A 23,386-nucleotide genomic window follows, 5' to 3' on the forward strand; every position below is an offset into this window, starting at 1 on the left:
GATTCATCAAGCCTGGCAGCGCGGCCCGATCTTGGCCGACGCAAGGAAGCGGGCGATCGGATCGAGCTGCCGGCACGGCGCCGCCGCGGTCTTCACCGGCGCGGCCTCGCGCCTGGCCGGCCGCAGCACGGTCGACTTGCTGGCCGGCTTGGCGCGGCGGGCAGCCGACGCACCACGTCCCTCCGCGCGCACGGCCCGCGAGAGCAGCGGCAGGCGCGCGCCTTCGTTGAGATCGAGCGGCGGTGTTTCGAAACTGCGATCGGACTCGTTCAACGTATCAACGCCGGGAATGGGCTCGCGGATCAGCGACGACGTCGCTTCGCCCGCGATGTCGCCGGGCGATACCGCGGCAAGCACCATCTTCGTTGCAAGCAAGCAGCAGATTATCACGAGGCAGAACCCCGCAATCCAGATCGTTCTGTTCACTGTAGGAAACCCCCGCCGATCGCGCCGGACAGTGCAGGACATCCCCTTCCCGCAGCCGGCGCCGTGCCGACCAATCAACCTTAAGAAAGTCTTACTCGCAATGTTTTCGGCAGGTTCGGCCGGGCTCGGCTCGCATTGTAGTTAATGGCGACGATGATCGGTCATCGGCGTCGGCCAATGACCGACAGAGAGCTGATCAGTTCGCAGCAGGCTGCGACAATGCGGCGCGGATCTCGTTCAATGAGTCGGCGAGACGATCTCGATCGCCGCAGGTTTCACGGATCACGTTAAATTATGCGCCGAAACTCGCTTCCGAACGCGGCGTAGCTCGGCCTGACACGACGCAAGAGCGCATCCGCTCAAGATCAGCATCGGTGTCGCAGTCGAACTCATCACGCGGCTCTGCCGCCGCCTTTCATAGGGAGCTACCCATGTCCAAGCGCATTGCCTTTCTCGCTGCCGCCGCCTTCAGCGCGCTGTCGCTGACCTCGACCTTCGTCGCGCCCGCCAGCGCCGAGGAGAAGACCGTGATGGTCGGAGGCGCGGCGATGTATCCGTCGAAGAACATCGTGCAGAACGCGGTCAACTCGAAGGATCATACGACGCTGGTCGCCGCGGTGAAGGCCGCCGGCCTCGTGCCGACGCTGGAAGGCAAGGGACCGTTCACGGTGTTCGCGCCGACCAATACCGCGTTCGGCAAGCTGCCGGCAGGCACCGTCGACAGCCTGGTCAAGCCGGAGAACAAGGCGACGCTGACCAAGATCCTCACCTATCACGTCGTGCCCGGCAAGCTCGAGGCGTCCGACCTGAAGGACGGCCAGATGCTGAAGACGGTCGAGGGCGAGCAGCTCACCGTCAAGCGCGAGGGCAAGAACGTCATGATCGTCGACGCCAAGGGCGGCACCTCGATGGTGACGATCCCGAACGTCAACCAGTCGAACGGCGTCATCCACGTGGTCGACACCGTGCTGATGCCGGCGTCCTGAGGCCCGGCGCGACACCGGACACGTCCGTTTCTTCCTCCTCCTCGCGGATGTGACCAGGAGCGAGCCGGGCCCCCCCGGCTCGCTTCTTTGTGAACGCGATAGTTTCTGCGTATCGTTTTGATCGGCGCCGCGGTGTAACGGAGCCCACCGAGCCGGCGTATAATTGGCGTGACGAATGCAAGCGACGTAAATGCAAGCGACGGAGCCGACCGCCATGACGAGCGCCACCACCAGCGCCCCTTCGACCCTCGCGGCGACCGGGGGACCTGTAACCGGAGTCGCGACCAAGGTCGTTCAGCCGGCCTGGGTGCGCGTCATGCATTGGATCAACGCCGTCGCAATGATCATGATGATCATGTCGGGCTGGCAGATCTACAACGCCTCGCCGCTGTTCGACTTCCGCTTCGACCGCAGCTTCACGCTCGGCGGCTGGCTCGGCGGCGCGCTGCTGTGGCACTTCGCGGCAATGTGGCTGCTGATGCTGAACGGCCTTGCCTATCTCGTCACCGGTCTCGCCACCGGCCGGTTCCGCCGCAAGCTGCTGCCGATCTCGCCGGCGTCCGTCGTCGCCGACCTCAAGGCCGCGCTGACGTTCAAGCTCGCCCATGACGACCTCACCGTCTACAACGCGGTGCAGAAGCTGCTCTATCTCGGCATCATCTGCGTCGGCATCGTCGTCGTGCTCACGGGCCTGTCGATGTGGAAGCCGGTGCAGCTGCACTGGCTGGTGAGCCTGTTCGGCGACTATCCGGCGGCGCGCTACGTCCATTTCGTCTGCATGGCGCTGATCTGCGCCTTCCTGGTGATCCACATCCTGCTCGCGCTGCTGGTGCCGAAGAGCCTGCGCGCGATGATCATCGGCCGCTGAGAGGAGAGACAACCATGGCGAAACGTCCGTTCCTCATTCCCGGCGTCGACAAGCGGCTCCTGATCAAGGACTCGCTGAAGGTGATGCCCGATCTCACGCGGCGCCGCTTCATCACCGGCGGCGCCAGCCTCGGCGCGCTGACCTTGCTCGCCGGCTGCGACGTCGTCGACGGCGACACCGCCGAGGAGCTGCTCAAGAAGGTCTCGAAGTTCAACGACGCGGTGCAGGCCTGGATGTTCAATCCGGATGCGCTGGCGCCGACCTTCCCGGAGAGCGCGATCACCAAGCCGTTCCCGTTCAATGCCTACTACACGCTCGACGAGGCGCCGGAGATCGACGCCGCCGACTGGAAGCTCGAGGTGCGCGGCCTCGTCGACAACAAGAAGTCGTGGACGCTCGATGAGCTGCAGGCGCTGCCCCAGGTGACGCAGATCACGCGCCACATCTGCGTCGAGGGCTGGAGCGCGATCGGCTCCTGGACCGGCACGCCGCTGCGCGACTTCCTCAAGCTGATCGGCGCGGATATCAGTGCGAAATATGTCTGGTTCAACTGCGCCGACAAGGACGGCTACAACTCGCCTCTGGACATGCGCACCGCGCTGCATCCGCAGACCCAGATGACCTTCAAGTTCGCCGACCAGATCCTGCCGCGCGCCTACGGCTACCCGATGAAGATCCGCGTGCCCACCAAGCTCGGCTTCAAGAACCCCAAATACGTCGTCGCGATGGAAGTCACCAACGACTACAAGGGCGGCTACTGGGAGGATCAGGGGTACAATTCGTTCAGCGGGAGCTGATCTCCCGCCAATCGAGCCCGGATGGCGGCCGCAATCTCCGCTGTCGTCCCTGCGAACGCAGGGACCCATAACCACAGGCCGTGATGAGGCAGGCAACTACCAGCCGGATTCCTCGATAGCGTCCGCGGTAGGGGTCCCTGCGTTGGCAGGGACGACACCGTCGATCAGGCTCGATCGGTGGCTTTCAACTTCCCCTGCAGCGCCGCCATTGCCGCGCCCAACAGCAACAGCGCCGCCGACACATTCAACGCATAGGTCAGGCTCCCCATCGCATCGGTGATCGCGCCGACGGCGAACGGACCCAACGTCTGGCCGACGCCGAACGAGATGGTCAGCGCCGCGATCGCGCGCGGCCAAGCGGCTTGCGGCAGGTTGAAGCGCACGAAGGCCGTCGTTGCGGTCGTCACCGTCGAGAACGCGATGCCGAACACTGCGGCCGACAAGGTCAGCATGACGGGCGAATGGCTGAGCGAGGGCAGGGCGGCGCCGATCGCGTTGATGGTGAGGATGAGGGCGGTGGGCCAGCCGCCGCGATCGAGCGCCAGCACGCGCCGCCACACCCAGGGCGTGGTGAAGCCGGCGAGGCCAATGAGGCACCAGAAGCCGGATTGCGCCGCGGCGCCGCCGCCGAGGTCGCGGACATAGGCGATCATGAAGGTGAGATAGGCGATGTAGCCCGCGCCGTAGAGGAAGTAGCCGAACAGATAGATCGCCATCGGCCGCAGCGAGACGCGGTCCGCGCGCGTCTCCGGCATGGCGGCGTTCGCTGGAAGCCGCATCAGCAGCAGCGGCACGATCAGCATTGCGCCGGCGCCTGCGAGCACCGCCCACACGATCCACCATGAGCCGGGCCCGAACGCCTGCAGCACGAACGGCGCGATCAGGCCTGAGATGACGATGCCGAGCGGCGGCCCGGCATAGAACAGGCTCAGCACGAAGCTCGCCTGCGCCGGCCGCGCCAAGGCGACCCGCGCCGCCACCGCGCCGCCGGCCACCAGCGCCACGCCGGCGCCGATGCCGGTCACGAGCCGCGCCAGGCTGAGCGCAATGAAATCGCCCGTCATGGCGCAGACGACGAGAGAGACCAAAGCCGCCAGCGTGCCGCCGCGCACCGCGGTCAGCCCGCCGAACCGCCGGGCCGTCTGCGCGGCGATCAACGCCCCGATCAGATAGCCGGCGGCATTGACCGTGTTCATGAAGCCGGCCGCCGAATACGACCAGTGCAGCGTGTCGCGCATGTCCGGCAGCACCAGCGCATAGGCGAAGCGGCCGATGCCGAGACCGATGATGGGACCGAGCGACAGCGTGAGGTTGGTCAGCGCCGGGTGGGCCGGCGGCGGATCGGAACGGGAGATCGGCAAGACATGCTCCGGCGTGGCGCATATCCGGCAAATCATGCTGCTCGGCCGCCAGTTTCGAGCACAGTACAGCCTTGCCCGGCGCGACAGAAGGCGGGCGGCGGCAATGGTGGCTTGCCAACCGCGCAGGAGCGCTTTAGCACTCCGCCGATTTTGCAACTCTCGTCATTGCCGGGCTGCTGTCCCCGACCCATCGGGGCGAGCCGGCAATCCAACCAAAAGATGACGGATGTCCGGGCTCAGGCCCCGGCATGACAAGCCCCGTGAGGACAACGACCATGGCGACCCAGAAGCTCCTTTTGCTGCCCGGCGACGGCATCGGCCCCGAAGTGATGGCCGAGGTGAAGCGGCTGATCGGCTGGCTCAACGCCAAGGGGCTGGCCTCGTTCGAGACCGAGGAGGGTCTGGTCGGCGGCGCGGCCTATGACGCCCATGGCGCCTCGATCTCGGAAGCCGACATGGACAAGGCCAAGGCGGCGGATGCGATCATCTTCGGCGCCGTCGGCGGTCCGAAGTGGGACGGCGTTCCCTATGAGGTCCGCCCCGAGGCGGGGCTGCTGCGCCTGCGCAAGGATCTCGGCCTGTTCGCCAATCTGCGTCCGGCCGTGTGCTATCCGGCGCTCGCCGATGCCTCCAGCCTCAAGCGCGAGATCGTCGAGGGCCTCGACATCATGATCGTGCGCGAGCTCACCGGCGGCGTGTATTTCGGCGAGCCCAAGACCATCACCGATCTCGGCAACGGCCAGAAGCGGGCCGTCGATACCCAGGTCTACGACACCTATGAGATCGAGCGCATCGCCCGCGTCGCCTTCGACCTCGCGCGCAAGCGCCGCAACAAGGTGACGTCGATGGAGAAGCGCAACGTCATGAAGTCGGGCGTGCTCTGGAACGAGGTCGTCACCGCGGTTCACAATCGCGAATACAAGGACGTCACGCTCGAGCACCAGCTCGCCGATTCCGGCGGCATGAATCTGGTCAAGTATCCGAAGATGTTCGACGTCATCGTCACCGACAATCTGTTCGGCGACATGCTCTCGGACATCGCGGCGATGCTGACGGGATCGCTCGGCATGCTGCCGTCGGCTTCGCTCGGCGAGGTCGACGCCAAGACCCACAAGCGCCGCGCGCTGTACGAGCCGGTGCACGGCTCGGCGCCGGACATTGCCGGCAAGGGTCTCGCCAACCCGATCGCGATGCTGACGTCGTTCGGCATGGCGCTGCGCTACTCCTTCGACATGGGCGCGCTCGCCGATAAGCTCGACGCCGCCATCGCCGCCGTGCTCGCCTCCGGCCTGCGCACCGCCGACATCAAGGCCGAAGGCTCGACCCCGGCCTCGACCGCGCAGATGGGCGAGGCGATCATCAAGGAGCTGGAGAAGCTCACGGCGTAGTCGGAGCCGAGGTTCCGCCGCGCCGAAGGTGCACTCCCCTCCCCCTTGCGGGGAGGGGTCCGGGGTGGGGGTCCACACCCAGTGAGCCCCGCTTGAGGCACCGTCTCACCTGCCCAGACGATTACTTTTCGTCGTTGCACGTCTCGACCCGAGCTCATCACATCAAGTATCGCCCGGGGACCCCCACCCCCGACCCCTCCCCGCAAGGGGGAGGGGGGCTCACCGTCGTTGTCGAGATAGCGCAAATTCAACGCACGACGTGTTCGATCGCGCCACCGGGCGCGTCGTCGCTATTCCGCGGTCGCGTCCTGCAGGCGCATCGCAAGGCCTGTCGATTTTACCTATAGACTTTCATCCCCGGATGAATAGCCTGACCCCAACGCCGCGCCATTGAATGGACGCGGGCTCGCACGCGTTCGACATGATGCGTGCGAGGGCCGGGGAGGATGAATGTGATCGCGCTTGCGATGCGATATGTCGCTCGCCGTGCATGGTGTCGTCGCCAATGTCGCGACCACCGCCCCGTGGCGATTGTACGCAACCTCCCTCACCACAAACGCTGACGCATGACTGCGCCGCTCATCTCCGTTCACGGCCTGTGCAAGAGCTTTCCCGGCGTCCGGGCGCTGCACAATGTCAGGTTCGAGCTGCGCGCCGGCGAGGTCCATGCCGTGATGGGCGAGAACGGCGCCGGCAAGTCGACCCTGATGAAGATCCTCGCCGGCGTCTACCGCAAGGACTCCGGCGAGATCATCTACGACGGCGCCAGCGTCGATTTTCCAGGACCGCGCGAGGCGCAGGCCGCCGGCATCGGCATCATTCATCAGGAGCTGCAACTGATGAACCACCTCACGGTGGCGCAGAACATCTTCATCGGGCGCGAGCCGATGAAGGCGTTCGGGCTGCTGCTCGATGAGGACAGGCTCAACCGGCAGGCGGCCGAGCTGCTTGCCCAGCTCAATCTGTCGATCGACCCGCGCACGACAGTCGGCGGGCTGACGGTGGCCAGGCAGCAGATGGTGGAGATCGCCAAGGCGCTGTCCTTCAACTCGCGCGTCCTGATCATGGACGAGCCGACCGCCGCGCTGAACGATCGCGAGATCGCCGAGCTGTTCAAGATGATCCGCGCCTTGAAGGCACGCGGCGTCGGCATCGTCTACATCTCCCACAAGATGGACGAGCTGAAGCAGATCGCCGATCGCGTCACCGTGCTGCGCGACGGCGAGTATGTCGCGACGGTGCCGGCCGAGACCACCACGATCGAGACCATCATCGGCATGATGGTGGGCCGCACCTTGGGCGACGCCCGCGTCGCGGGCACGCAGCCCGTCGGCGCGATCGCGCTGGAGGTGCGCGGGCTCAACTGCGGGCCGCTGGTCCGCGACGTCAGCTTCACCCTGCGCAAGGGCGAGATCCTCGGCTTTGCCGGCCTGATGGGGGCCGGCCGCACCGAGGTCGCGCGCGCGATCTTCGGCGCCGACGCCGTTCCGTCCGGGGATATTCTCGTCGACAATCGCAAGGTGACGATCCGCTCGCCGGCGCATGCGGTCGCCCACGGCATCGGCTATCTCTCCGAGGACCGCAAGCGCTTCGGCCTCGCCACCGGCATGGACGTCGAGTCCAACGTCGTGATGTCGAACCTCGCGAACTACCTTGCAATGAAGTTCATGCTCAGGAAGCGCGCGATCCGCGACACCGCCGGCCGCTTCATCCGGATGCTGAACATCCGCACGCCTTCGGCGTCGCAGCAGGTTCGCCTGCTATCCGGCGGCAACCAGCAGAAGATCGTGATCGCCAAATGGCTCGATCGCGATTGCGACATCCTGTTCTTCGACGAGCCGACCCGCGGCATCGACATCGGCGCCAAGAACGAGATCTACCGCCTGCTGCGCGCGCTGGCCGACCAGGGCAAGGCGATCGTCATGATTTCCTCGGAGCTTCCCGAGGTGATCAGGATGAGCGATCGCATCGTCGTGATGTGCGAGGGCCGCATCACCGGCGAATTGTCGCCGGACGAGGCCACGCAGGAGCGGATCATGCATCTGGCCACCCAGCGCGAAACCATGAAGGCAGGCTGACGGCATGAGCGACCCCGCATTGGTCAAGGATCAGGTCAAGGATGGCCTCGCGCCGAGCGGCGCGATGGCCGCGCTGCGGCGCCGTCTGCTCGGGCCTGCAGCGCTGCAGAAGCTGCTGGCGTTCGCGAGCCTCGTGCTGCTGCTGGCCTATTTCAGCTTCGCCTCGCCGGCGTTCATGCAGACCGACAACATGATCAACATCCTGCAGGCGACCGCGGTCAACGGCGTGCTGGCGATCGCCTCGACCTTCGTGATCATCACCGCCGGCATCGATCTGTCGGTCGGCACGCTGATGACCTTCTGCGCGGTGATGGCCGGCGTGTTCCTCACCTATTGGGAGCTGCCGATGTGGACCGGCATCGTCGCGGCGATCGTGACCGGCGCGCTCAGCGGCGCGCTGTCGGGCACGGTCATCACCAAGATGAAGGTGCCGCCGTTCATCGCGACGCTCGGCATGATGCTGGTGCTGAAGGGGCTGGCCCTGGTCGTCTCCGGCAGCAAGCCGATCTATTTCACCAACACCGAGAACTTCTCGATGATCTCGCAGGACTCGCTGCTCGGCACGCTCGTGCCGGCGCTGCCGATTCCCAATGCAGCCCTGATCCTGTTCGTGATGGCGGTGCTGGCCTCCGTCGTTCTCAACCGCACCGCGCTCGGCCGCTACACTTTCGCGATAGGCAGCAACGAGGAGGCGGTGCGGCTCTCCGGCGTCAATGTCGACCGCTGGAAGATCATCATCTACGGCCTCGGCGGCGCCATCTGCGGAGTCGCGGGACTGCTGATCGCGTCGCGCATCAATTCCGCCCAGCCGGCGCTCGGCCAGGGCTATGAGCTCGATGCGATCGCTGCCGTCGTGATCGGCGGCACGTCGCTGAGCGGCGGCACCGGCACCATTCTCGGCACCATCATCGGGGCCTTCATCATGAGCGTTCTGACCAACGGCTTGCGCATCCTCTCGGTGGCCCAGGAATGGCAATTCGTCGTCACCGGGGTCATCATCATTCTCGCTGTTTACGCCGACATGCTCCGTCGAAACCGCGCCTGACCCTTCAAGGAGGACCAGCGACCAGCACCGCTCCGACGTCGCGCTGAAGACTGCGCTGCCCGCCGACAGCGAGCGGCGACGACCACGATCATCACTGTAACGACAAGGTCACTGAAGAGAGCAGAGGAAACACCAATGTTGAGCAAGCATCTCCTCGGCGTCGCGCTCGGCGCCCTCATGGTCGCGGGAGTGTCCGCGAGCGCGCGTGCCGATGATGTCTACATCCCCCTCGTCTCCAAGGGCTTCCAGCACCAGTTCTGGCAGGCGGTGAAGCTCGGCGCCGAGCAGGCCGCGAAGGCCGCCAACGTCAAGATCAGCTTCGAAGGACCGGAAACCGAGGCCATGGTCGACAAGCAGATCGACATGCTCTCCGCGGCGCTCGCCAAGAAGCCGCAGGCGATCGGCTTCGCCGCGCTCGATTCCAAGGCCGCCATTCCGCTCCTGAAGAAGGCGCAAGCCGCCAAGATCCCGGTGATCGCCTTCGACTCCGGCGTCGACAGCGACATTCCGCTGACCACCTGCACCACCGACAACCTCGCCGCGGCGGGCCTCGCCGCTGACAAGATGGCCGACATGATCGGCGATGCCGGCGACGTCGCCGTGGTCGTGCACGACCAGACCAGCCGCACCGGCATCGACCGTCGCGACGGCTTCCTCAAGCGCATCAAGGACAAGCATCCGAACATCAAGATCGTCAGCGTGCAGTATGGCGGCGGCGATCAGCTCAAATCGACCGAGATCACCAAGTCGATCCTGCAGGCCAATCCGAACCTCAAGGGCATCTTCGGCGCCAATGAGGGCTCGGCGATCGGCGTGCTCAACGGCGTCAAGGAGATGAAGAAGAAGATCGTCGTGATCGGCTACGATTCCGGCAAGCAGCAGAAGGCCGCGATCATGTCGGGCGAGATGGCCGGCGCCATCACCCAGAACCCGATCGGCATCGGCAGTTGCACCGTGGAGTCAGCGGTCAAGGCGTTGAAGGGCGAGAAGCTGCCGAAGGTCACCGACACCGGCTTCTATTGGTACGACAAGTCCAACATCACCGACCCGAAGATCGCGGCTGTGCTTTACGATTGAGACCGGTGCGAGGTCGGGCCGGGCGATCGCATATGATGATCTGAGTTTGCGGCGGTCCATCTCCGCGTCGTCATGGCCGGGCTCGTCCCGGCCATCCACGTCGCGAGGCATCCTGGGAAGGACGTGGATGCCTGGGAGAAGCCCGGGCATGACGGAGTAGCCAACTCGCACGCTTGCTTGTCGCGACTGCTCGTCGGGCAAATCAGATCAGCTCTCGGGTGCGATCGATGGCGATTGACGGAGGTTGCCGGTCGTCCCGTGGCTCTATTCCCTCCGCGGCGAAGAACTTATTTCGCCAGCGATTTCAATCTCCTCCGCTTGATCAGTCGGCCTCCGCCAAGAATTCCACTTTCGTTTTTCCAGAATCCATGGTCTTCTCCCTCCATCCCGCTTCGCTTGCGAGGGACGTTTCGCGATCGTCACGAGGCGTGAGGCGGGAATGCGGTGGCCGCGAGGGCTCGCAGCATGTCCTAGGGACATGCGGACGAACGAGGCTCTTGCGGACGTGAAGCTGCGTGGTCCTGGCGCCCCGATGCTGGCGCCAAGTCGGAAGGGCGATGATCCCGACGACGACGGTGGCTAACAGGCCGGACACCGGGGAGAGCGTAGAGTAAGCGTGAAAACCATCGCGCAGGGAAGGCCGGGTCGATCCGGCTGTACCTGTGGTTCCTGCCCCGTGCATTTTTTTCCGCACGGGGGCCACGGGCCTCAGCCGAGGCCCGGCCTTCCCTGCGCCCTCTGCAAGGAGAGGGCGATCAGACGAGTAAAGACTCGGACGCGAAAGCGGGTGCGAGGATGACCAGTCGTGCCGAAAATTCCGGTGTCGTCCCGGTGAACGCCGGGACCCAGACTCCCCGACATGGGTGTGAGGCACGCTGGAGCGATGAGACCGGGGGGGCATGCCGGCCGGTGGTTATGGATCCGGCGTTCGCCGGGGTGACACTGAGGGGTGGGAACGGGCTGGCCTCCATCGGCGTGTAGCGATGTGTCAGCCATGTCTCCGAACGGTCGTCTCACACGTTCGAAATCGAGCAGTGACCAGCTCATGATCGATGACGACGCGATGGAACGTCAGCGCGGCAAAACAACAAAAAGCCGGGCGGGGCCCGGCCTTGATGATCTGACGATGCGGCCGCCCTCAGTAGGGGATCGGAATCCGGGTCGGATAGCCACCGAGATCGGACGGCGCCATCAGCGGCTGACGGTCGATCGGGCGGTTCAGGTTCTCGCGGGCGAACGACGGATAGCCGACGGCCGGCGGGAACGCGTAATCCGAGAACTTGCGGTCGCCCGGGAGCACCTCGGTGCCGCCGTCGAGGAACGAGCGGCGGGTGATGTAGATGCGGGTGCGCGGGCCGGACTGGTAGGAATAGTTCGGATTGCCGCTGTTGGTGACGGCAACGGCACGGCGCTTGGTGGTGGCGGCATCCGCCGAGGTGGCGGCAAGAGACGTGACGGCAAGGCCCGTCGCGGCGATCACCGCCAAGGCCATGACCCGGGTCGCAGCAGGAAATTCGATCATCACGTCCTCTTCCTCGCGCCAAAAGGGGCGGGCGCTCGCCATGCGCATGATTTGGCCCGCACAATATCTGGGTCGGCTGTGGCATCACAAGGTCATTCCCGCGGCGACGGGCAAGATAAATCCCTGCTGTGGCGGGAAAGTTGCATCAATATCCGTCACTTGCCCGTGGGTTTGACGGGTCGAATAGGATGCGGTCACGCCCAGCAACATCCGGACGCAGGCGGACATTCACAAGGCGCCGCGCAGCCTCGGATTGGCGGTCGACGTCACCCAATCGGCGCTGCCGGTGGCGACGGTGGGTTCGTCGCAGCCGCCGCGCCGCTGATCGGACCCCATGAACAGCTGGTTCAGGGCGCGGTGCTGGTCGGGCGCCAGCAGGGTCAGCCGGTTGAGCATGCACCCGACCATGGCGCGGCGCATCGGCATCGTCACGCCCTGGCACGACCAGCCGGAGATCCGCAAGCTCGGCTCGGCGATGGTCTTGAGAAAGCCGAGGCAGGCTCCGGCGCCCTCGGGAGCCCCGGCCCGGCGAACCAGACTGACGGGGCCGAACCGGCTGTCGATCACGCCGGCGGTCTCGAGCTCGGAGGCGGAGTTGCGCCCCATCCGGGCCGCCAGATCGGCCCGGGGATCACGCCTTGCATCGCGCTCCGGTCCGAACCGGTAGACCTCGAGCTCGGCAGCGGGGCGATCGGCGGGTTCGCCCCAGCGCAACACGTCCTTGCGGCCGCCTTCCGGGTGGATGAGCACGGTGTAGGTGGCGGTCCTGTCGGGCTGGTCGGTGAGACGAAGCGAGAACGCCGGCACTGCGGCGTCGGCCAAGGTCCAGCCGGCACGGCCGGGCAAAGCGTCGCCGTCGTCGAGATGATTCCAGCCGGCCACCCCGAGCATGGCGATCAGCGCCAGAGCCCCCACATAGGCGAACAGGCGCGCAAAGGTGCCGCAGACCTCGTCCGCGAAGCCCTGGAGCCCCTGCAGGACGGACGCGGATCGGGGCGCTGCGGCTGTTCTGGCCGAATCGGACTGCATCGGATGCGAGACATCGTGGTAACGTTGTGTCAGGGACGTTTCTCGCATAGAAGCGCTGCCGCTTCGGTTTCCGCTGACACGCGCGGCCGGCCAAATTTCTTCGGAGAGTGAACGATGGGTTACAAAGTCGCAGTGGTCGGCGCGACCGGCAATGTCGGGCGGGAAATGCTCAATATTCTCGACGAGCGCCAGTTCCCGGCGGACGAGGTCGTCGCGCTGGCCTCACGCCGCAGCGTCGGCGTCGAGGTGTCCTATGGCGACCGCACGTTGAAGGTCAAAGCGCTCGAGCACTACGATTTTGCCGATGTCGACATCTGCCTGATGTCGGCCGGCGGTTCGGTGTCGAAGGAGTGGTCGCCCAAGATCGGCGCCGCCGGCGCTGTCGTGATCGACAACTCGTCGGCTTGGCGCATGGATCCCGACGTGCCGCTGATCGTGCCGGAGGTGAATGCCGACGCCGCCGCCGGCTTCAACAAGAAGAACATCATCGCCAATCCGAACTGCTCGACCGCCCAGCTCGTCGTCGCGCTGAAGCCGCTGCACGACAAGGCCAAGATCAAGCGCGTCGTGGTGTCGACCTATCAGTCGGTGTCCGGCGCCGGCAAGGATGCGATGGACGAATTGTTCTCGCAGACCAAGGCCGTCTACACCAACGACGAGCTGGTCAATAAGAAGTTTCCCAAGCGCATCGCCTTCAACGTCATTCCGCAGATCGACGTCTTCATGGAAGACGGCTTCACCAAGGAAGAGTGGAAGATGATGATGGAGACCAAGAAGATCCTGGATCCGAAGATCAAGCTCACTGCGACCTGCGTGCGCGTGCCGGTGTTCGTCGGTCACTCCGAAGCCGTCAATGTCGAGTTCGAGAATCCGATCACGGCGGACGAGGCCCGCAACATCCTGCGCAATGCGCCGGGCTGCCTCGTCATCGACAAGCACGAGCCGGGCGGCTACGTGACGCCCTATGAGGCGGCCGGCGAGGACGCGACCTATATCAGCCGCATCCGCGAGGACGGCACGGTCGAGAACGGCCTCGCCTTCTGGTGCGTGTCCGACAATCTGCGCAAGGGCGCGGCGCTGAACGCGATCCAGATCGCGGAGGTCCTGATCAACCGCAAGCTGATCACGGCCAAGAAGAAGGCGGCCTGAGCGGAGACGTCGTCAGGGTGAGGCGCGGAACGCAATGAGCGAGAAGACGACGCCGGACGCCGCCAGGCACGCGCCGGGTCCGCTCGAGCGCGGGCTCGAAGGCTTCCTGTTCAAGAGCCGCTGGCTGATGGCGCCGTTCTATGTCGGCCTCGTCGTCAGCCTGGTCGTCCTGCTGTTCAAGTTCGTGCTGCTGCTGTGGGAGAACATCGTCCATCTGCCGACCGCCAAGGAGAGCGACATCATCCTCGGCGTGCTCAGCCTGATCGACGTCTGCCTGACCGGCAACCTGGTGCTGATCGTGGTGTTCTCCGGCTATGAGAACTTCGTCTCGCGCATCGATCCCGGCGGCCATCCCGACTGGCCGGAATGGATGACCAAGGTCGATTTCGCCGGACTGAAGCAGAAGCTGCTCGCCTCGATCGTCGCGATCTCGGCGATCCAGCTCTTGAAGGCGTTCATGAATCTCGACGCCGGCTACGACTCGACCAAGCTCGCCTGGTTGGTCGGCGTGCACATGACCTTCGTGGTGTCGACCCTGATGTTGGCGCTGTCGGACCGCTGGTCGGGTGACCATTGATGGGCGGCGAATAGCGAGGCGCGAATGGCGAATAGGGCAGGTGAACTACTCGCTACTCCCCATTCGCTATTCGCCAGCGCGCGCGCTCTTGAATTCCTTGCTGGCCTTGTCGAGCACGAACAGCGAGCCCTCGGAGACGCCGAAATAGGCGCCGTGGAGCTGCAAATCACCGGCCTCGACGCGGCTGCGCACGAATGGGAAGGTCATCAGGTTCTCGAGGCTGCGGAACACCGCGGCCTTCTCGATCCGGGTGACGAAGTCCTGGAAACTCTCATGCGTGCGCTGTTCGACGACCTCGCCGGGCTTGATGAACATCGACATCCAGCGGCCGATGAAGTCGCCCGGGGACAGCGGCGCCGCCTTGTCGACGAAGGCGCGGATGCCGCCGCACTGGGCGTGGCCCAGGATGACGATGTGCTTCACCTTCAGCACGGTGACGGCATATTCCAGCGCCGCGGACACGCCGTGCGCGTTGGCGTCCGGCTGATAGATCGGCACCAGGTTGGCGATGTTGCGCAGCACGAACAATTCGCCGGGACCGACGTCGAAGATCACCTCGGGCGAGACGCGCGAGTCGCAGCAACCGATCACCATTACTTCGGGCGACTGGCCGCGCTCCGAGAGCTCGAGGTAACGGCTCTGTTCGGTCGGCAGGCGTTGGGTGGCGAAGGCGCGATAGCCTTCGAGCAGGCGTTGCGGAAACGAGATCATGGGCCTTGCCTAAACACATGCGCCTTCCGGGAACAAGCCTTTCGGGCCGGCCCCCGAAATGGTATCGCGGGCCGCGTCGATAAACCAAGGGAAACGCCGAAATGATCCGCCCGCGCCGCAGTCTTCTGTTCATGCCCGGCTCCAATGCGCGCGCGCTGGAGAAGGGGCGGAACCTGCCGGCCGACGGGCTGATCCTCGATCTCGAGGATTCGGTGGCGCCGGACGCCAAGGCCGCCGCCCGCGACCAGATCGCCAAGGCGGTGGCGGCCGACGGCTACGGCAAGCGGGAACTGCTGATCCGGATCAACAGCCTGGATACGACGTGGTGGCGCGACGACGTCGCCATGGCCGGACAGGCGGCGACCGACGGCATCCTCGTTCCCAAGGTGTCGACCGTCGAGGACCTTCGCCTGGTCACGGATCGCTTGGCCGAGGTCGGCGCCGATCCCGCGCTGAAGGTATGGGCGATGATCGAGACGGCGCGTGCCGTGCTCGATGCCGATCTGCTCGCGGCCACCGTGCACGAGGAAGGCTCGCGGCTCGCCGGCTTCGTGTTCGGACCCAACGACATCTCGCGTGAGACTCGCATCCGGATGCTGCCGGGCCGCTCCACGATGCTGCCGATGATCAGCCACTGCATCCTGGCGACGCGCGCCCATGGGCTGGAGATTCTGGACGGGCCTTACAGCGATTTCGCCAACACCGACGGATTCGCTCAGGAATGCATCCAGGCCCGCGATCTCGGCTTCGATGGCAAGACGCTGATCCATCCCGGCCAGATCGACGCCTGCAACGCGATCTTCACGCCGCCCGCCGACGAGGTCGCTGCGGCACGCAAGATCATCGCCGCGTTCGAGCTGCCGGAGAATGCCTCGCGCGGCGCGATCCAGATCGACGGCCGCATGGTCGAGCGGCTGCATGCCGAGATGGCGCGACGCACGATCGCGATCGCCGATGCGATCGCGGCGGTGGCGAAGTGAGGCGTCAGATGCGGCGGAGACTGAGGATGTAGTTGACGAGGTCGCCGCGCTGCTCGGCCGTCAGAATGACGTTCGGCATCGTCGGGTGGCTGCTCTGCAGGAACACCTTGAGCGATAGCTCGGTCGTCGACGGCATGTTGGCGACCGCGACGAAATCGGGGGCGGTCGTGGTTTGGGCTCTCGCCCCGCTGGTGTCGATGGCGTGGCAGGTGCTGCACCAAGCCTCCGCCAGTTTGCGTCCCGCCTGCACGCTGTCGGCGGCCGGCGTCACGCCGCCGGCATTGTGCAGCCGGATCAGCAGCATCGCGCCGAGCGCGAGCAGGATCGCGGCGCCGACATGGAGCCAGGTGTTGCGGTGCAGATTCGGCAGGCTCATCGCATTGCTCCGCTGGGTGAGAGGGAGGCGGCGATCAGTGCTTGACCGCGGCGCTGCCCAGGCGGTCGATGGTCGGGGCGTTGAGGCAGTATTCCTCGTAGTGCTCGGCGCTCGTCCCGGCGGCAAGATCGCGATGGCAGCGCGGCTTGTCCTTGCACATGGCGCAGACGCGCTCCATGTCGCGCAGCACCAGCGGCTCGGCGCGCCCCAGCGCGGCTTCGTCGATGCCGAGCGCCTTCAGCATCTGCGGCAACTCGTCGGCGGCGTGCTCGCCGTGACGGACCAGCTCGTCGAGATCCGCCGGTGTGACCTGCAGGTCCATCGCGATGCGCTCGAAATCGTCACGGTCCAGCTGCCGGATCTCGCTCAGCTCACGCCGGTGCCGGAGCCATTGCGCGAACGTATCGATCAGGAACTGAACCCGCGGATAGGGCTTGGCGTCTACGGTCATGACACGTCTCCGATGATGGCCCGCAATCAATCACCGGGTGGCCGCGCGGACGTTGCGGTAGATCAAGCAGCAAATCGGCCCTGCGCCGGCCGCAAAGCTGCGCGGCGAAGGTCAGCGCGGGGCAAATCGTGCGGCCGCCCAGGCATAGAGGCTGCCCGGGATCGGCGCTTCGCCGCCGCGGCCCTTCGGCGAGATGTGCAGGCCGATGACACCGGGATCGCCGATCAGGCCGGAGAAGTCGGAAGGGTCGAAGAACGCCTTCGGCTCGGCATGCACCGCGTAGAAGCTGCGCTTCGGCAGCGCATGGTGCAGCGAGCCATGGCGGCGGGCCAGCGCCGTCAGCGCGGCAGGGCCGAAGATGGCGACGCGGATGTCCGAGAGGCGGTCGGAGCCGCCGCGCAGGCGGCGCAGCGCAAAGGTGAGGCGGTGACGCAGCGAAAGCCAGTTCGGCGTCAGCGCGTCCTGCGCCATCAGTGCGGCGAACTCGGCGACGATCGGATCCTCCGGCGGCAGGTAGAGCACGGAGTTGCCGAGCTGCCGCGGCCGCTCCCAGGCGAAATAGGGCACGGCGGGGTCGATCTCGACCGGCCTGAGCAGCAGTACGTCGGCATCGAGCCAGAGGCCGGCCCGCTGTGCCATCAGCCGCATCCGGAAGAAGTCGCTGAACTGCAAGGTGGTCCAATCGCGCCAGCCGCCGTCCGGCTGCGGCGGCCTCAGACGCTCGGAGAACGCATAAGGCAGGACCGCCTCGGCCTCGGCATTGCCGACGCCGTCGGGCAGGCCGGGCAGCGGATCGAAGCTGTAGACCGTGACCTTGTGGCCGGCGGCGAGTTGCGAGCGCAGGCAGGTCTGGCGCAGGCGGTCGAGCGGCCCCCGCCAGAAGGTGACGACCTCGGGCAATACGCGCGTCAACGGCGGACCTGCTGGGCTGCTCTCGAAACAGGGCCCCGGACGAGGTCCGGGGCCCGCGAACTCACCATCCTTCGGCGGGCCTCAGGCCCAGGCGCGCTCGGCCAGCTTGGCCTCGTAGCTGTCGATCGACGCCTTCTTCTCCAGCGTCAGCCCGATGTCGTCGAGCCCGTTGAGCAGGCAATGCTTGCGGAACGGGTCGATGTCGAACTTGACGGTGCCGCCGTCGGGGCCGCGGATCTCCTGGTTGGCGAGATCGACCGTCAAGGTCGCGTTGGCGCCGCGCTCGGCGTCGTCGAACAGCTTGTCGAGATCGGCCTGCGACACGCGGATCGGCAGAATGCCGTTCTTGAAGCAGTTGTTGTAGAAGATGTCGCCGAACGAGGTCGAGATCACGCAGCGGATGCCGAAATCGAGCAGCGCCCAGGGGGCATGCTCGCGGCTCGAGCCGCAGCCGAAATTGTCGCCGGCGACCAGGATCTTGGCGTTGCGATAGGCCGGCTGGTTGAGCACGAAATCCGGGTTCTCGCTGCCGTCGTCCTTGTAGCGCTGCTCCGAGAACAGGCCCTTGCCGAGGCCGGTGCGCTTGATGGTCTTCAGGTACTGCTTGGGGATGATCATGTCGGTGTCGACATTGATGATCTTCAGCGGCGCGGCGACGCCTTCCAGCGTGGTGAACTTGTCCATCGGGGCACCTTCGAGAATACGGGCAGGCCGCTGTTTAGCCCGAACGGCAGGGCGGATAAAGTCAAAATCCCGGTGCTATCGCTGGGTCGTCAGTCGACGGACGCCTCGATCGCCTCCATGTCGTCGTCGGACATTCCGAAATGATGGCCGATCTCGTGGATCAGGACATGGCGGACGATGTGGCCGAGGCTCTCGTCGTGCTCGGCCCAGTAGTCGAGGATCGGTCGGCGGTAGAGCCAGATCATGTTGGGCAGGCGCGGCAGGTCGTCGTTGCTGCGAAACGGCAGTCCCGTGCCCTGGAACAGGCCGAGCAGGTCGAACTCGCTTTCGGACTGCATCTCGTCGAGCACCTCCTCGGTCGGAAAGTCGTCGACCCGGATGATGACGCCCTCGCACATCCTGCGAAAATGCTCGGGCAGACGCTCGAACATCTCGTGCGCCATGACTTCCATGTCGGCGAGCGAGGGGGCTTTCAGATCTGTCCACATTGCCGCCTTCTAGCCCGGCTTTGATCATCTTGCATCTTGGTTCTATGACATGTGTGGCGGAGCTGGTTGACGCAGGGGATGAAACCGGCGACCGTGACGCGCGAACTGGGGGTTGGGGACAGATGAGGCAGATGTCGATGGTGCTGGCCGGAGCGGCGCTGGCTGCGGCGGTCGTGGTCTCGATCTCGGCAACAGCGCAAGCGGAGCAAGCCGCCGGCGCGCGCGGCGCCGTGCAGAGTGAGGTGAGCACGGATCTCTCCGCACAGCGCCGGCCACGACGAATCCAGATCTATCCGCGCTACGAGGGTCATTGGCAGCCCGACGTGGTGCCGCGCTTCAACCCGGGTCCGAACGCAGTTCGTGTATGCGACGCCACCTATGTTCCGGAGCATCGGCCGAGCGGCACCGTGATCGTCCCGCATATGAGTTGCGTCTGGCGACGCGGCTGACTCCTGGGTCCCGCGCACTGATCGGCTCGGCAAGCGCGCACGCGATCCGGTCGCGATCGCGACGTTGCCTGATGTTACCGGCCGGACACAGTGCCGATATGTCGCGTACTGCGGCGGAACCATGCGCGACATATCGGCATTCTGCTCCTGCGCAGGTCTTCATGTCCCATTCACGTCGCTCGTTCGAGACTGGTCTGCGTCGCGCTGCTGCGGCCGCCCTTCAGGCAACTGACAAGGCGGAAGGTACGGTGCCGGACGTGATGTCAGGCGATCGAGGGAGAAGTTCATGACTGTGATGAAGCTGTTGGGCATCGCGGCGGTTGGCGCCGTTCTCGCGATGGCTGCCCCCGCCGAACGCGCGCAGGCGCTGTCGCTGATCAATCCGGGCGCTGCGACCGCGGTGCAGCAGGGCACGGCGCAGGAGACCACGCAGGCGCATTGGCATGGCCGCCGCCATTGGCATCCCCGGCGCCACTACTATCCTCGGCATTACTACCATCCGCGTCATCACTGGCGGCCGCATCACTACGGATATCGCCATCACGGCCGCTGGTAAGCCGCGCCTTCCATCCGATCGAGACAATGACCGAAATCAAACAGGCCCGCTTTGCGGGCCTGTACGTTGATGGGGGCTGGCAACGAGGTTCGCCATGAAACCATCAGTCAACAGAACCTGGCTCGGGATCAGCGTTGTCACGGTGGCGATGCTGCTCGCAAGTTCCGCCGCCACCGCTCCTGTGGCCGCAGCTCCAGCCGTTACGCAGGCGCGTCAGACCGTAACGGATGCTGGCCCGCGTCGGCAGGGCCGCCGATCGAAGCCCGTGGTGTCGACGGCAGAGGTGCCGCGCTATCTCGACCGTCCCACGGATTACACGCCGGCCTATCCGCCGGGGCCATTGGTTCTATTCACGCCGTTCTACCATTGAGGCCATGTCGGCGAGGCGCGCTGCGTTTCCTGCGTGTCGTTAGTTGCGAAGTCCCCGCACGAGCAGCACGTGAGCCGTTGCGTCGGCATCCGTGATCCTGAGTTGCAGGACGACTTAGAGGCTCACGTGCATCTCCTCTGCCGCGACGCCACGCCGCAGATGCGCGTGCACCGTGCATCACTGACGTGCATCATTCATGCCGCATTCACGTCGCTATCTCTACGTTCATGTTGGGGGTGCGCCAATCCACCGATCGGACGACCAGCATCGGCGCTGCATGGGTCCATCGTTGCACAGCATTCAGGGAGAAGGGACCATGATGAGGATGAAGGACCAGCGCGCTGGTCTTGCTCGTCGCCTCAGTCTTGCGGCGGCCACACTGTTTGTCTTGGCGGGCGCGTCCGGACGGCCTGCGCTTGCGATGTCGCCGGTGAGTCCCGGTGCCGGCTCCGCCACGCAGACGCCTTCGGACGTATTGACCGTTCAGGTCCGAGGCCCCGGCGGCCATGGCGGCGGTGGTGGCGGGCATCCCGGCGGTGGTGGATTCCGCGGCGGTCCGGCGTTCCACGGCGGAGGCGGCGGCCCGGCGTTCCATGGCGGCGGCGCCATGTTCAGGGGCGGCGGCAGCCCCGCGTTTCATGGGGGAGGACATGCCTTCGGCGGTGGTGGCCCGCGTCCTGTCTTCCACGGTGGCGGCCCCGCATTCCATGGCGGCGGCTATCATCATCGTCCGTACTACGCCTACCGGCCGTACTTCCACCATCACCGCCGGCACTTCTACGGCTATCGCAGCTACTACGCGCCGGTCTATACCTCGGGCTACTACTATCCCTATCGCCGCTGCCGCGTCGTCTGGACCCACTACGGGCCGCGCCGCATCTGCCACTATCGGCATTGGCGAGGTCATCACTGGCGCCATTATCACCGGTGGCATCATCGCCACCGCCACCATTGGCGCTACTACTGACGGGACTTGAAGTTCGACAAAACAGGAAGGGCGCCCAACGGCGTCCTTCTCTCATTTCAAGGGGATGGAGTGGGGCGCGGCGGTCAGAGCCAATTCTTGAACTGCCAATTCCTCACACTCAGCTTCCAAGGCACCAGCGTCTCCAGGCGCCATTTGGCAAAGCGGCCGGGCGGCCAGTTCGACAACCGCCGCTCCTCCTTCGGAGCCTCGGGCTGGGCAATGATCTTGGCGGGCGGTGTCTTGCGGCGTTGGCGCGTCGCATCACGGATGAGGTCGACGTATTCCGGCTTGTCGGCCATGTCAGGCTCCTCGGCACGTTCCTCTGCAGACGCAGCGCGTCCGGCGGTAGGATTGTGCGCGACGAGACTTAAGAAGCCCTTGCCGAACTGTGTCGACGTTGAGGTGAAATGAAAAACGCGATGGCTTGGGTGAAGCCATCGCGTTCGTTTGTAGACCGGCCGCCGTGCCGGATGTGAAGCAGCGAGATGACGTCAGCGCCAGTCGCGTACGTCGACGAAGTGTCCTGCGATTGCGGCCGCCGCGGCCATCGCGGGCGACACTAGGTGGGTGCGGCCCTTGAAGCCCTGGCGTCCCTCGAAGTTGCGGTTCGAGGTCGAGGCGCAGCGCTCTTCTGGCGCCAGCTTGTCCGGGTTCATGGCGAGGCACATCGAGCAGCCCGGCTCGCGCCATTCGAAGCCGGCCTTGATGAAGATCTTGTCGAGGCCCTCGGCTTCCGCCTGCTCCTTGACGATGCCCGAGCCCGGAACGACCATCGCGTTGACGTGGCCGCTGACGGTCTTGCCTTCGGCGATCTTGGCTGCGGCGCGCAGATCCTCGATGCGACCGTTGGTGCACGAGCCGATGAAGACGCGGTCGAGCTTGATGTCGGTGATCTTCGTGCCCGCGGTCAGGCCCATGTATTTCAACGCGCGATGCTTGGAGATGCGCTTGGCCTCGTCTGCGATCTTGTCCGGATCGGGCACCACGCCGGTCACCGAGATCACGTCCTCGGGCGAGGTGCCCCAGGTCACGATCGGCGGCAGCTTGGCGGCGTCGAGCCGGAGCTCGTGGTCGAAATGCGCGCCCTCGTCGGAGCGCAGCGTCTCCCAGTAGCGCATCGCCGCATCCCAGGCGGCGCCCTTCGGCGCCTTGGGACGGCCGCGCAGGAAGTCGAACGCCTTCTGGTCGGGCGCCACAAGGCCAGCACGGGCGCCGCCCTCGATCGACATGTTGCACACGGTCATGCGGCCTTCCATCGACAGCGCGCGGATCGCCTCGCCGGCATATTCCAGCACGTAGCCGGTGCCGCCGGCGGTGCCGATCTCGCCGATGATGGCGAGGATGATGTCCTTCCCCGTCACGCCGTCCGGCAGCACGCCGTCGACCGTGACGCGCATGTTCTTCGCTTTCTTCTGGATCAGCGTCTGTGTCGCCAGCACGTGCTCGACCTCGGAGGTGCCGATGCCGTGCGCCAGCGCACCGAACGCGCCATGCGTCGAGGTGTGGCTGTCACCGCAGACGATGGTGGTGCCGGGCAGGGTGAAGCCCTGCTCCGGGCCGATCACGTGGACGATGCCCTGGCGGCGGTCGAACTCGTTGTAATATTCGATGCCGAATTCCTTGGCGTTCTCGGCCAGCGTCTTGATCTGCTCGATGCTCTCCGGATCCGGATTCGGCTTGGAGCGGTCGGTGGTCGGCACGTTGTGATCGACCACGGCCAGCGTCTTCTCAGGCGCGTGCACCTTGCGGCCGGTCATGCGCAGGCCTTCGAAGGCCTGCGGCGAGGTCACTTCATGGACCAGATGGCGGTCGATGTAGAGCAGGCAGGTGCCGTCCTCGGCTTCGTGGACCAGATGGTCGTTCCAGATCTTGTCGTACAGGGTGGTCGGCTTCGACATGAGCGAATGCTCCCGGGAATTGAAGGTTGGAAACTGAGCGCGTGCCGGGCACGCGTGAACAATCAGCAATGAGGCGCTGCGGCTTACAGCGCGCGCCTAAGCTCAGATGTTGCCGAGGTGGCGAAGCGTCCGAAGAACCGCCCGGGCAGCCGGCGGCGATCGTCGATGACGACGCGGCGACAGGCCATGCTGGTGCGATCTAGAACCATTTCAGGGGGTATATAGCACGCGTGCCGTGGAG

General features: G+C 65.5%; 26 protein-coding genes. 14 read left to right on the forward strand and 12 right to left on the reverse strand.

The window, feature by feature from the left end; translation table 11 throughout:
* Positions 1 to 6: 6 nt before the first annotated feature.
* Positions 7 to 375, reverse strand: a complete 369-nt coding sequence (locus ACQR1E_RS09000; RefSeq protein ID WP_316200543.1) for a hypothetical protein — start codon at positions 373 to 375, stop codon at positions 7 to 9.
* A 482-nt stretch (positions 376 to 857) separates the two neighbouring features.
* On the opposite strand from ACQR1E_RS09000, the gene ACQR1E_RS09005 reads away from it, so the two are divergent.
* From ACQR1E_RS09005 to ACQR1E_RS09015, 3 genes are all read left to right on the forward strand, one after another.
* A complete protein-coding gene (locus ACQR1E_RS09005) occupies positions 858 to 1,412 on the forward strand; it encodes a fasciclin domain-containing protein (RefSeq protein WP_315715875.1) in 555 nt (184 codons plus the stop codon).
* A gap of 214 nt (positions 1,413 to 1,626) precedes the next feature.
* Positions 1,627 to 2,280 carry a cytochrome b/b6 domain-containing protein gene (locus ACQR1E_RS09010; protein ID WP_316187932.1) on the forward strand — a complete coding sequence of 218 codons (654 nt, stop codon included), beginning with the start codon at positions 1,627 to 1,629 and terminating at the stop codon, positions 2,278 to 2,280.
* A gap of 14 nt (positions 2,281 to 2,294) precedes the next feature.
* A complete protein-coding gene (locus ACQR1E_RS09015) occupies positions 2,295 to 3,077 on the forward strand; it encodes a molybdopterin-dependent oxidoreductase (protein ID WP_316193727.1) in 783 nt (260 codons plus the stop codon).
* A 164-nt stretch (positions 3,078 to 3,241) separates the two neighbouring features.
* Here ACQR1E_RS09015 and ACQR1E_RS09020 read toward each other — a convergent pair whose 3' ends face one another.
* Positions 3,242 to 4,438: a YbfB/YjiJ family MFS transporter gene (locus ACQR1E_RS09020; RefSeq protein WP_316200546.1), complete on the reverse strand. Its 1,197-nt coding sequence runs from the start codon at positions 4,436 to 4,438 to the stop codon at positions 3,242 to 3,244.
* 275 nt (positions 4,439 to 4,713) lie between these two features.
* On the opposite strand from ACQR1E_RS09020, the gene leuB reads away from it, so the two are divergent.
* From leuB to ACQR1E_RS09040, 4 genes are all read left to right on the forward strand, one after another.
* Complete coding sequence (gene leuB / locus ACQR1E_RS09025; RefSeq protein ID WP_316169956.1) at positions 4,714 to 5,826, forward strand: 3-isopropylmalate dehydrogenase; 1,113 nt, start codon at positions 4,714 to 4,716, stop codon at positions 5,824 to 5,826.
* A gap of 566 nt (positions 5,827 to 6,392) precedes the next feature.
* Positions 6,393 to 7,904, forward strand: a complete 1,512-nt coding sequence (locus ACQR1E_RS09030; RefSeq protein WP_316187930.1) for a sugar ABC transporter ATP-binding protein — start codon at positions 6,393 to 6,395, stop codon at positions 7,902 to 7,904.
* A 4-nt stretch (positions 7,905 to 7,908) separates the two neighbouring features.
* Complete coding sequence (locus ACQR1E_RS09035) at positions 7,909 to 8,949, forward strand: ABC transporter permease (RefSeq protein ID WP_315825755.1); 1,041 nt, start codon at positions 7,909 to 7,911, stop codon at positions 8,947 to 8,949.
* Between the two features lie 135 nt (positions 8,950 to 9,084).
* Positions 9,085 to 10,026 (forward strand): ABC transporter substrate-binding protein, encoded by a 942-nt coding sequence (locus ACQR1E_RS09040; RefSeq protein WP_316169954.1) that lies wholly within the window; start codon positions 9,085 to 9,087, stop codon positions 10,024 to 10,026.
* A gap of 1,138 nt (positions 10,027 to 11,164) precedes the next feature.
* On the opposite strand, the gene ACQR1E_RS09045 is transcribed toward ACQR1E_RS09040, so the two are convergent.
* The gene (locus tag ACQR1E_RS09045; protein ID WP_316186218.1) at positions 11,165 to 11,548 is read right to left on the reverse strand and encodes a hypothetical protein; all 384 of its coding nucleotides are present in this window, start codon (positions 11,546 to 11,548) and stop codon (positions 11,165 to 11,167) included.
* A gap of 228 nt (positions 11,549 to 11,776) precedes the next feature.
* A complete protein-coding gene (locus ACQR1E_RS09050; protein ID WP_316186217.1) occupies positions 11,777 to 12,577 on the reverse strand; it encodes a hypothetical protein in 801 nt (266 codons plus the stop codon).
* A 114-nt stretch (positions 12,578 to 12,691) separates the two neighbouring features.
* Between ACQR1E_RS09050 and ACQR1E_RS09055 the strand changes: the two genes are divergently transcribed.
* Positions 12,692 to 13,726, forward strand: coding sequence for an aspartate-semialdehyde dehydrogenase (locus ACQR1E_RS09055; RefSeq protein WP_315715885.1), 1,035 nt, complete (start codon positions 12,692 to 12,694; stop codon positions 13,724 to 13,726).
* 34 nt (positions 13,727 to 13,760) lie between these two features.
* On the forward strand, positions 13,761 to 14,303 hold the full coding sequence (locus ACQR1E_RS09060; RefSeq protein ID WP_315715886.1) for a TIGR00645 family protein: 543 nt from the start codon (positions 13,761 to 13,763) through the stop codon (positions 14,301 to 14,303).
* Positions 14,304 to 14,369: 66 nt separating this feature from the next.
* On the opposite strand, the gene ACQR1E_RS09065 is transcribed toward ACQR1E_RS09060, so the two are convergent.
* Entirely contained in the window at positions 14,370 to 15,014 is a 645-nt protein-coding gene (locus ACQR1E_RS09065; protein WP_315715887.1) for a carbonic anhydrase, read from the reverse strand.
* A gap of 101 nt (positions 15,015 to 15,115) precedes the next feature.
* On the opposite strand from ACQR1E_RS09065, the gene ACQR1E_RS09070 reads away from it, so the two are divergent.
* Positions 15,116 to 15,994: an HpcH/HpaI aldolase/citrate lyase family protein gene (locus ACQR1E_RS09070; protein WP_315715888.1), complete on the forward strand. Its 879-nt coding sequence runs from the start codon at positions 15,116 to 15,118 to the stop codon at positions 15,992 to 15,994.
* Between the two features lie 4 nt (positions 15,995 to 15,998).
* Here ACQR1E_RS09070 and ACQR1E_RS09075 read toward each other — a convergent pair whose 3' ends face one another.
* From ACQR1E_RS09075 to ACQR1E_RS09095, 5 genes are all read right to left on the reverse strand, one after another.
* Complete coding sequence (locus ACQR1E_RS09075; protein WP_315715889.1) at positions 15,999 to 16,370, reverse strand: c-type cytochrome; 372 nt, start codon at positions 16,368 to 16,370, stop codon at positions 15,999 to 16,001.
* 34 nt (positions 16,371 to 16,404) lie between these two features.
* On the reverse strand, positions 16,405 to 16,821 hold the full coding sequence (locus tag ACQR1E_RS09080) for a DUF6455 family protein (RefSeq protein WP_315715890.1): 417 nt from the start codon (positions 16,819 to 16,821) through the stop codon (positions 16,405 to 16,407).
* 111 nt (positions 16,822 to 16,932) lie between these two features.
* Complete coding sequence (locus ACQR1E_RS09085; RefSeq protein ID WP_315715891.1) at positions 16,933 to 17,733, reverse strand: hypothetical protein; 801 nt, start codon at positions 17,731 to 17,733, stop codon at positions 16,933 to 16,935.
* An 81-nt stretch (positions 17,734 to 17,814) separates the two neighbouring features.
* Positions 17,815 to 18,417 (reverse strand): 3-isopropylmalate dehydratase small subunit, encoded by a 603-nt coding sequence (gene leuD / locus ACQR1E_RS09090; RefSeq protein WP_315715892.1) that lies wholly within the window; start codon positions 18,415 to 18,417, stop codon positions 17,815 to 17,817.
* Between the two features lie 89 nt (positions 18,418 to 18,506).
* Positions 18,507 to 18,905, reverse strand: coding sequence for a metallopeptidase family protein (locus ACQR1E_RS09095; protein WP_316173403.1), 399 nt, complete (start codon positions 18,903 to 18,905; stop codon positions 18,507 to 18,509).
* Positions 18,906 to 19,036: 131 nt separating this feature from the next.
* Between ACQR1E_RS09095 and ACQR1E_RS09100 the strand changes: the two genes are divergently transcribed.
* From ACQR1E_RS09100 to ACQR1E_RS09115, 4 genes are all read left to right on the forward strand, one after another.
* Positions 19,037 to 19,354, forward strand: coding sequence for a hypothetical protein (locus ACQR1E_RS09100; protein ID WP_434896994.1), 318 nt, complete (start codon positions 19,037 to 19,039; stop codon positions 19,352 to 19,354).
* A gap of 286 nt (positions 19,355 to 19,640) precedes the next feature.
* Positions 19,641 to 19,910: a hypothetical protein gene (locus tag ACQR1E_RS09105; RefSeq protein WP_315715894.1), complete on the forward strand. Its 270-nt coding sequence runs from the start codon at positions 19,641 to 19,643 to the stop codon at positions 19,908 to 19,910.
* 94 nt (positions 19,911 to 20,004) lie between these two features.
* The gene (locus ACQR1E_RS09110) at positions 20,005 to 20,280 is read left to right on the forward strand and encodes a hypothetical protein (RefSeq protein WP_434896928.1); all 276 of its coding nucleotides are present in this window, start codon (positions 20,005 to 20,007) and stop codon (positions 20,278 to 20,280) included.
* Between the two features lie 316 nt (positions 20,281 to 20,596).
* Complete coding sequence (locus tag ACQR1E_RS09115; protein ID WP_315750611.1) at positions 20,597 to 21,247, forward strand: hypothetical protein; 651 nt, start codon at positions 20,597 to 20,599, stop codon at positions 21,245 to 21,247.
* A gap of 83 nt (positions 21,248 to 21,330) precedes the next feature.
* On the opposite strand, the gene ACQR1E_RS09120 is transcribed toward ACQR1E_RS09115, so the two are convergent.
* Both ACQR1E_RS09120 and leuC read right to left on the reverse strand, forming a co-directional pair.
* Positions 21,331 to 21,546, reverse strand: coding sequence for a hypothetical protein (locus ACQR1E_RS09120; RefSeq protein ID WP_315750612.1), 216 nt, complete (start codon positions 21,544 to 21,546; stop codon positions 21,331 to 21,333).
* Between the two features lie 192 nt (positions 21,547 to 21,738).
* A complete protein-coding gene (gene leuC / locus ACQR1E_RS09125) occupies positions 21,739 to 23,145 on the reverse strand; it encodes a 3-isopropylmalate dehydratase large subunit (protein WP_315750613.1) in 1,407 nt (468 codons plus the stop codon).
* Between the last annotated feature and the right edge of the window lie 241 nt (positions 23,146 to 23,386).

The sequence above is a fragment of the Bradyrhizobium sp. HKCCYLRH1030 genome, from assembly GCF_051168395.1.
GTDB lineage: Bacteria > Pseudomonadota > Alphaproteobacteria > Rhizobiales > Xanthobacteraceae > Bradyrhizobium.

Bases quoted from the DNA above. Each gene is read 5' to 3' on its own strand.
- ACQR1E_RS09005 (WP_315715875.1), top strand. From the start codon at position 858: ATGTCCAAGCGCATTGCCTTTCTCGCTGCCGCCGCCTTCAGCGCGCTG.
- ACQR1E_RS09010 (WP_316187932.1), top strand. From the start codon at position 1,627: ATGACGAGCGCCACCACCAGCGCCCCTTCGACCCTCGCGGCGACCGGG.
- ACQR1E_RS09015 (WP_316193727.1), top strand. From the start codon at position 2,295: ATGGCGAAACGTCCGTTCCTCATTCCCGGCGTCGACAAGCGGCTCCTG.
- leuB (WP_316169956.1), top strand. From the start codon at position 4,714: ATGGCGACCCAGAAGCTCCTTTTGCTGCCCGGCGACGGCATCGGCCCC.
- ACQR1E_RS09030 (WP_316187930.1), top strand. From the start codon at position 6,393: ATGACTGCGCCGCTCATCTCCGTTCACGGCCTGTGCAAGAGCTTTCCC.
- ACQR1E_RS09035 (WP_315825755.1), top strand. From the start codon at position 7,909: ATGAGCGACCCCGCATTGGTCAAGGATCAGGTCAAGGATGGCCTCGCG.
- ACQR1E_RS09040 (WP_316169954.1), top strand. From the start codon at position 9,085: ATGTTGAGCAAGCATCTCCTCGGCGTCGCGCTCGGCGCCCTCATGGTC.
- ACQR1E_RS09045 (WP_316186218.1), bottom strand. From the start codon at position 11,548: ATGATCGAATTTCCTGCTGCGACCCGGGTCATGGCCTTGGCGGTGATC.
- ACQR1E_RS09050 (WP_316186217.1), bottom strand. From the start codon at position 12,577: ATGCAGTCCGATTCGGCCAGAACAGCCGCAGCGCCCCGATCCGCGTCC.
- ACQR1E_RS09055 (WP_315715885.1), top strand. From the start codon at position 12,692: ATGGGTTACAAAGTCGCAGTGGTCGGCGCGACCGGCAATGTCGGGCGG.
- ACQR1E_RS09060 (WP_315715886.1), top strand. From the start codon at position 13,761: ATGAGCGAGAAGACGACGCCGGACGCCGCCAGGCACGCGCCGGGTCCG.
- ACQR1E_RS09065 (WP_315715887.1), bottom strand. From the start codon at position 15,014: ATGATCTCGTTTCCGCAACGCCTGCTCGAAGGCTATCGCGCCTTCGCC.
- ACQR1E_RS09070 (WP_315715888.1), top strand. From the start codon at position 15,116: ATGATCCGCCCGCGCCGCAGTCTTCTGTTCATGCCCGGCTCCAATGCG.
- ACQR1E_RS09075 (WP_315715889.1), bottom strand. From the start codon at position 16,370: ATGAGCCTGCCGAATCTGCACCGCAACACCTGGCTCCATGTCGGCGCC.
- ACQR1E_RS09080 (WP_315715890.1), bottom strand. From the start codon at position 16,821: ATGACCGTAGACGCCAAGCCCTATCCGCGGGTTCAGTTCCTGATCGAT.
- leuD (WP_315715892.1), bottom strand. From the start codon at position 18,417: ATGGACAAGTTCACCACGCTGGAAGGCGTCGCCGCGCCGCTGAAGATC.
- ACQR1E_RS09095 (WP_316173403.1), bottom strand. From the start codon at position 18,905: ATGTGGACAGATCTGAAAGCCCCCTCGCTCGCCGACATGGAAGTCATG.
- ACQR1E_RS09100 (WP_434896994.1), top strand. From the start codon at position 19,037: ATGTCGATGGTGCTGGCCGGAGCGGCGCTGGCTGCGGCGGTCGTGGTC.
- ACQR1E_RS09105 (WP_315715894.1), top strand. From the start codon at position 19,641: ATGACTGTGATGAAGCTGTTGGGCATCGCGGCGGTTGGCGCCGTTCTC.
- ACQR1E_RS09110 (WP_434896928.1), top strand. From the start codon at position 20,005: ATGAAACCATCAGTCAACAGAACCTGGCTCGGGATCAGCGTTGTCACG.
- ACQR1E_RS09115 (WP_315750611.1), top strand. From the start codon at position 20,597: ATGATGAGGATGAAGGACCAGCGCGCTGGTCTTGCTCGTCGCCTCAGT.
- ACQR1E_RS09120 (WP_315750612.1), bottom strand. From the start codon at position 21,546: ATGGCCGACAAGCCGGAATACGTCGACCTCATCCGTGATGCGACGCGC.
- leuC (WP_315750613.1), bottom strand. From the start codon at position 23,145: ATGTCGAAGCCGACCACCCTGTACGACAAGATCTGGAACGACCATCTG.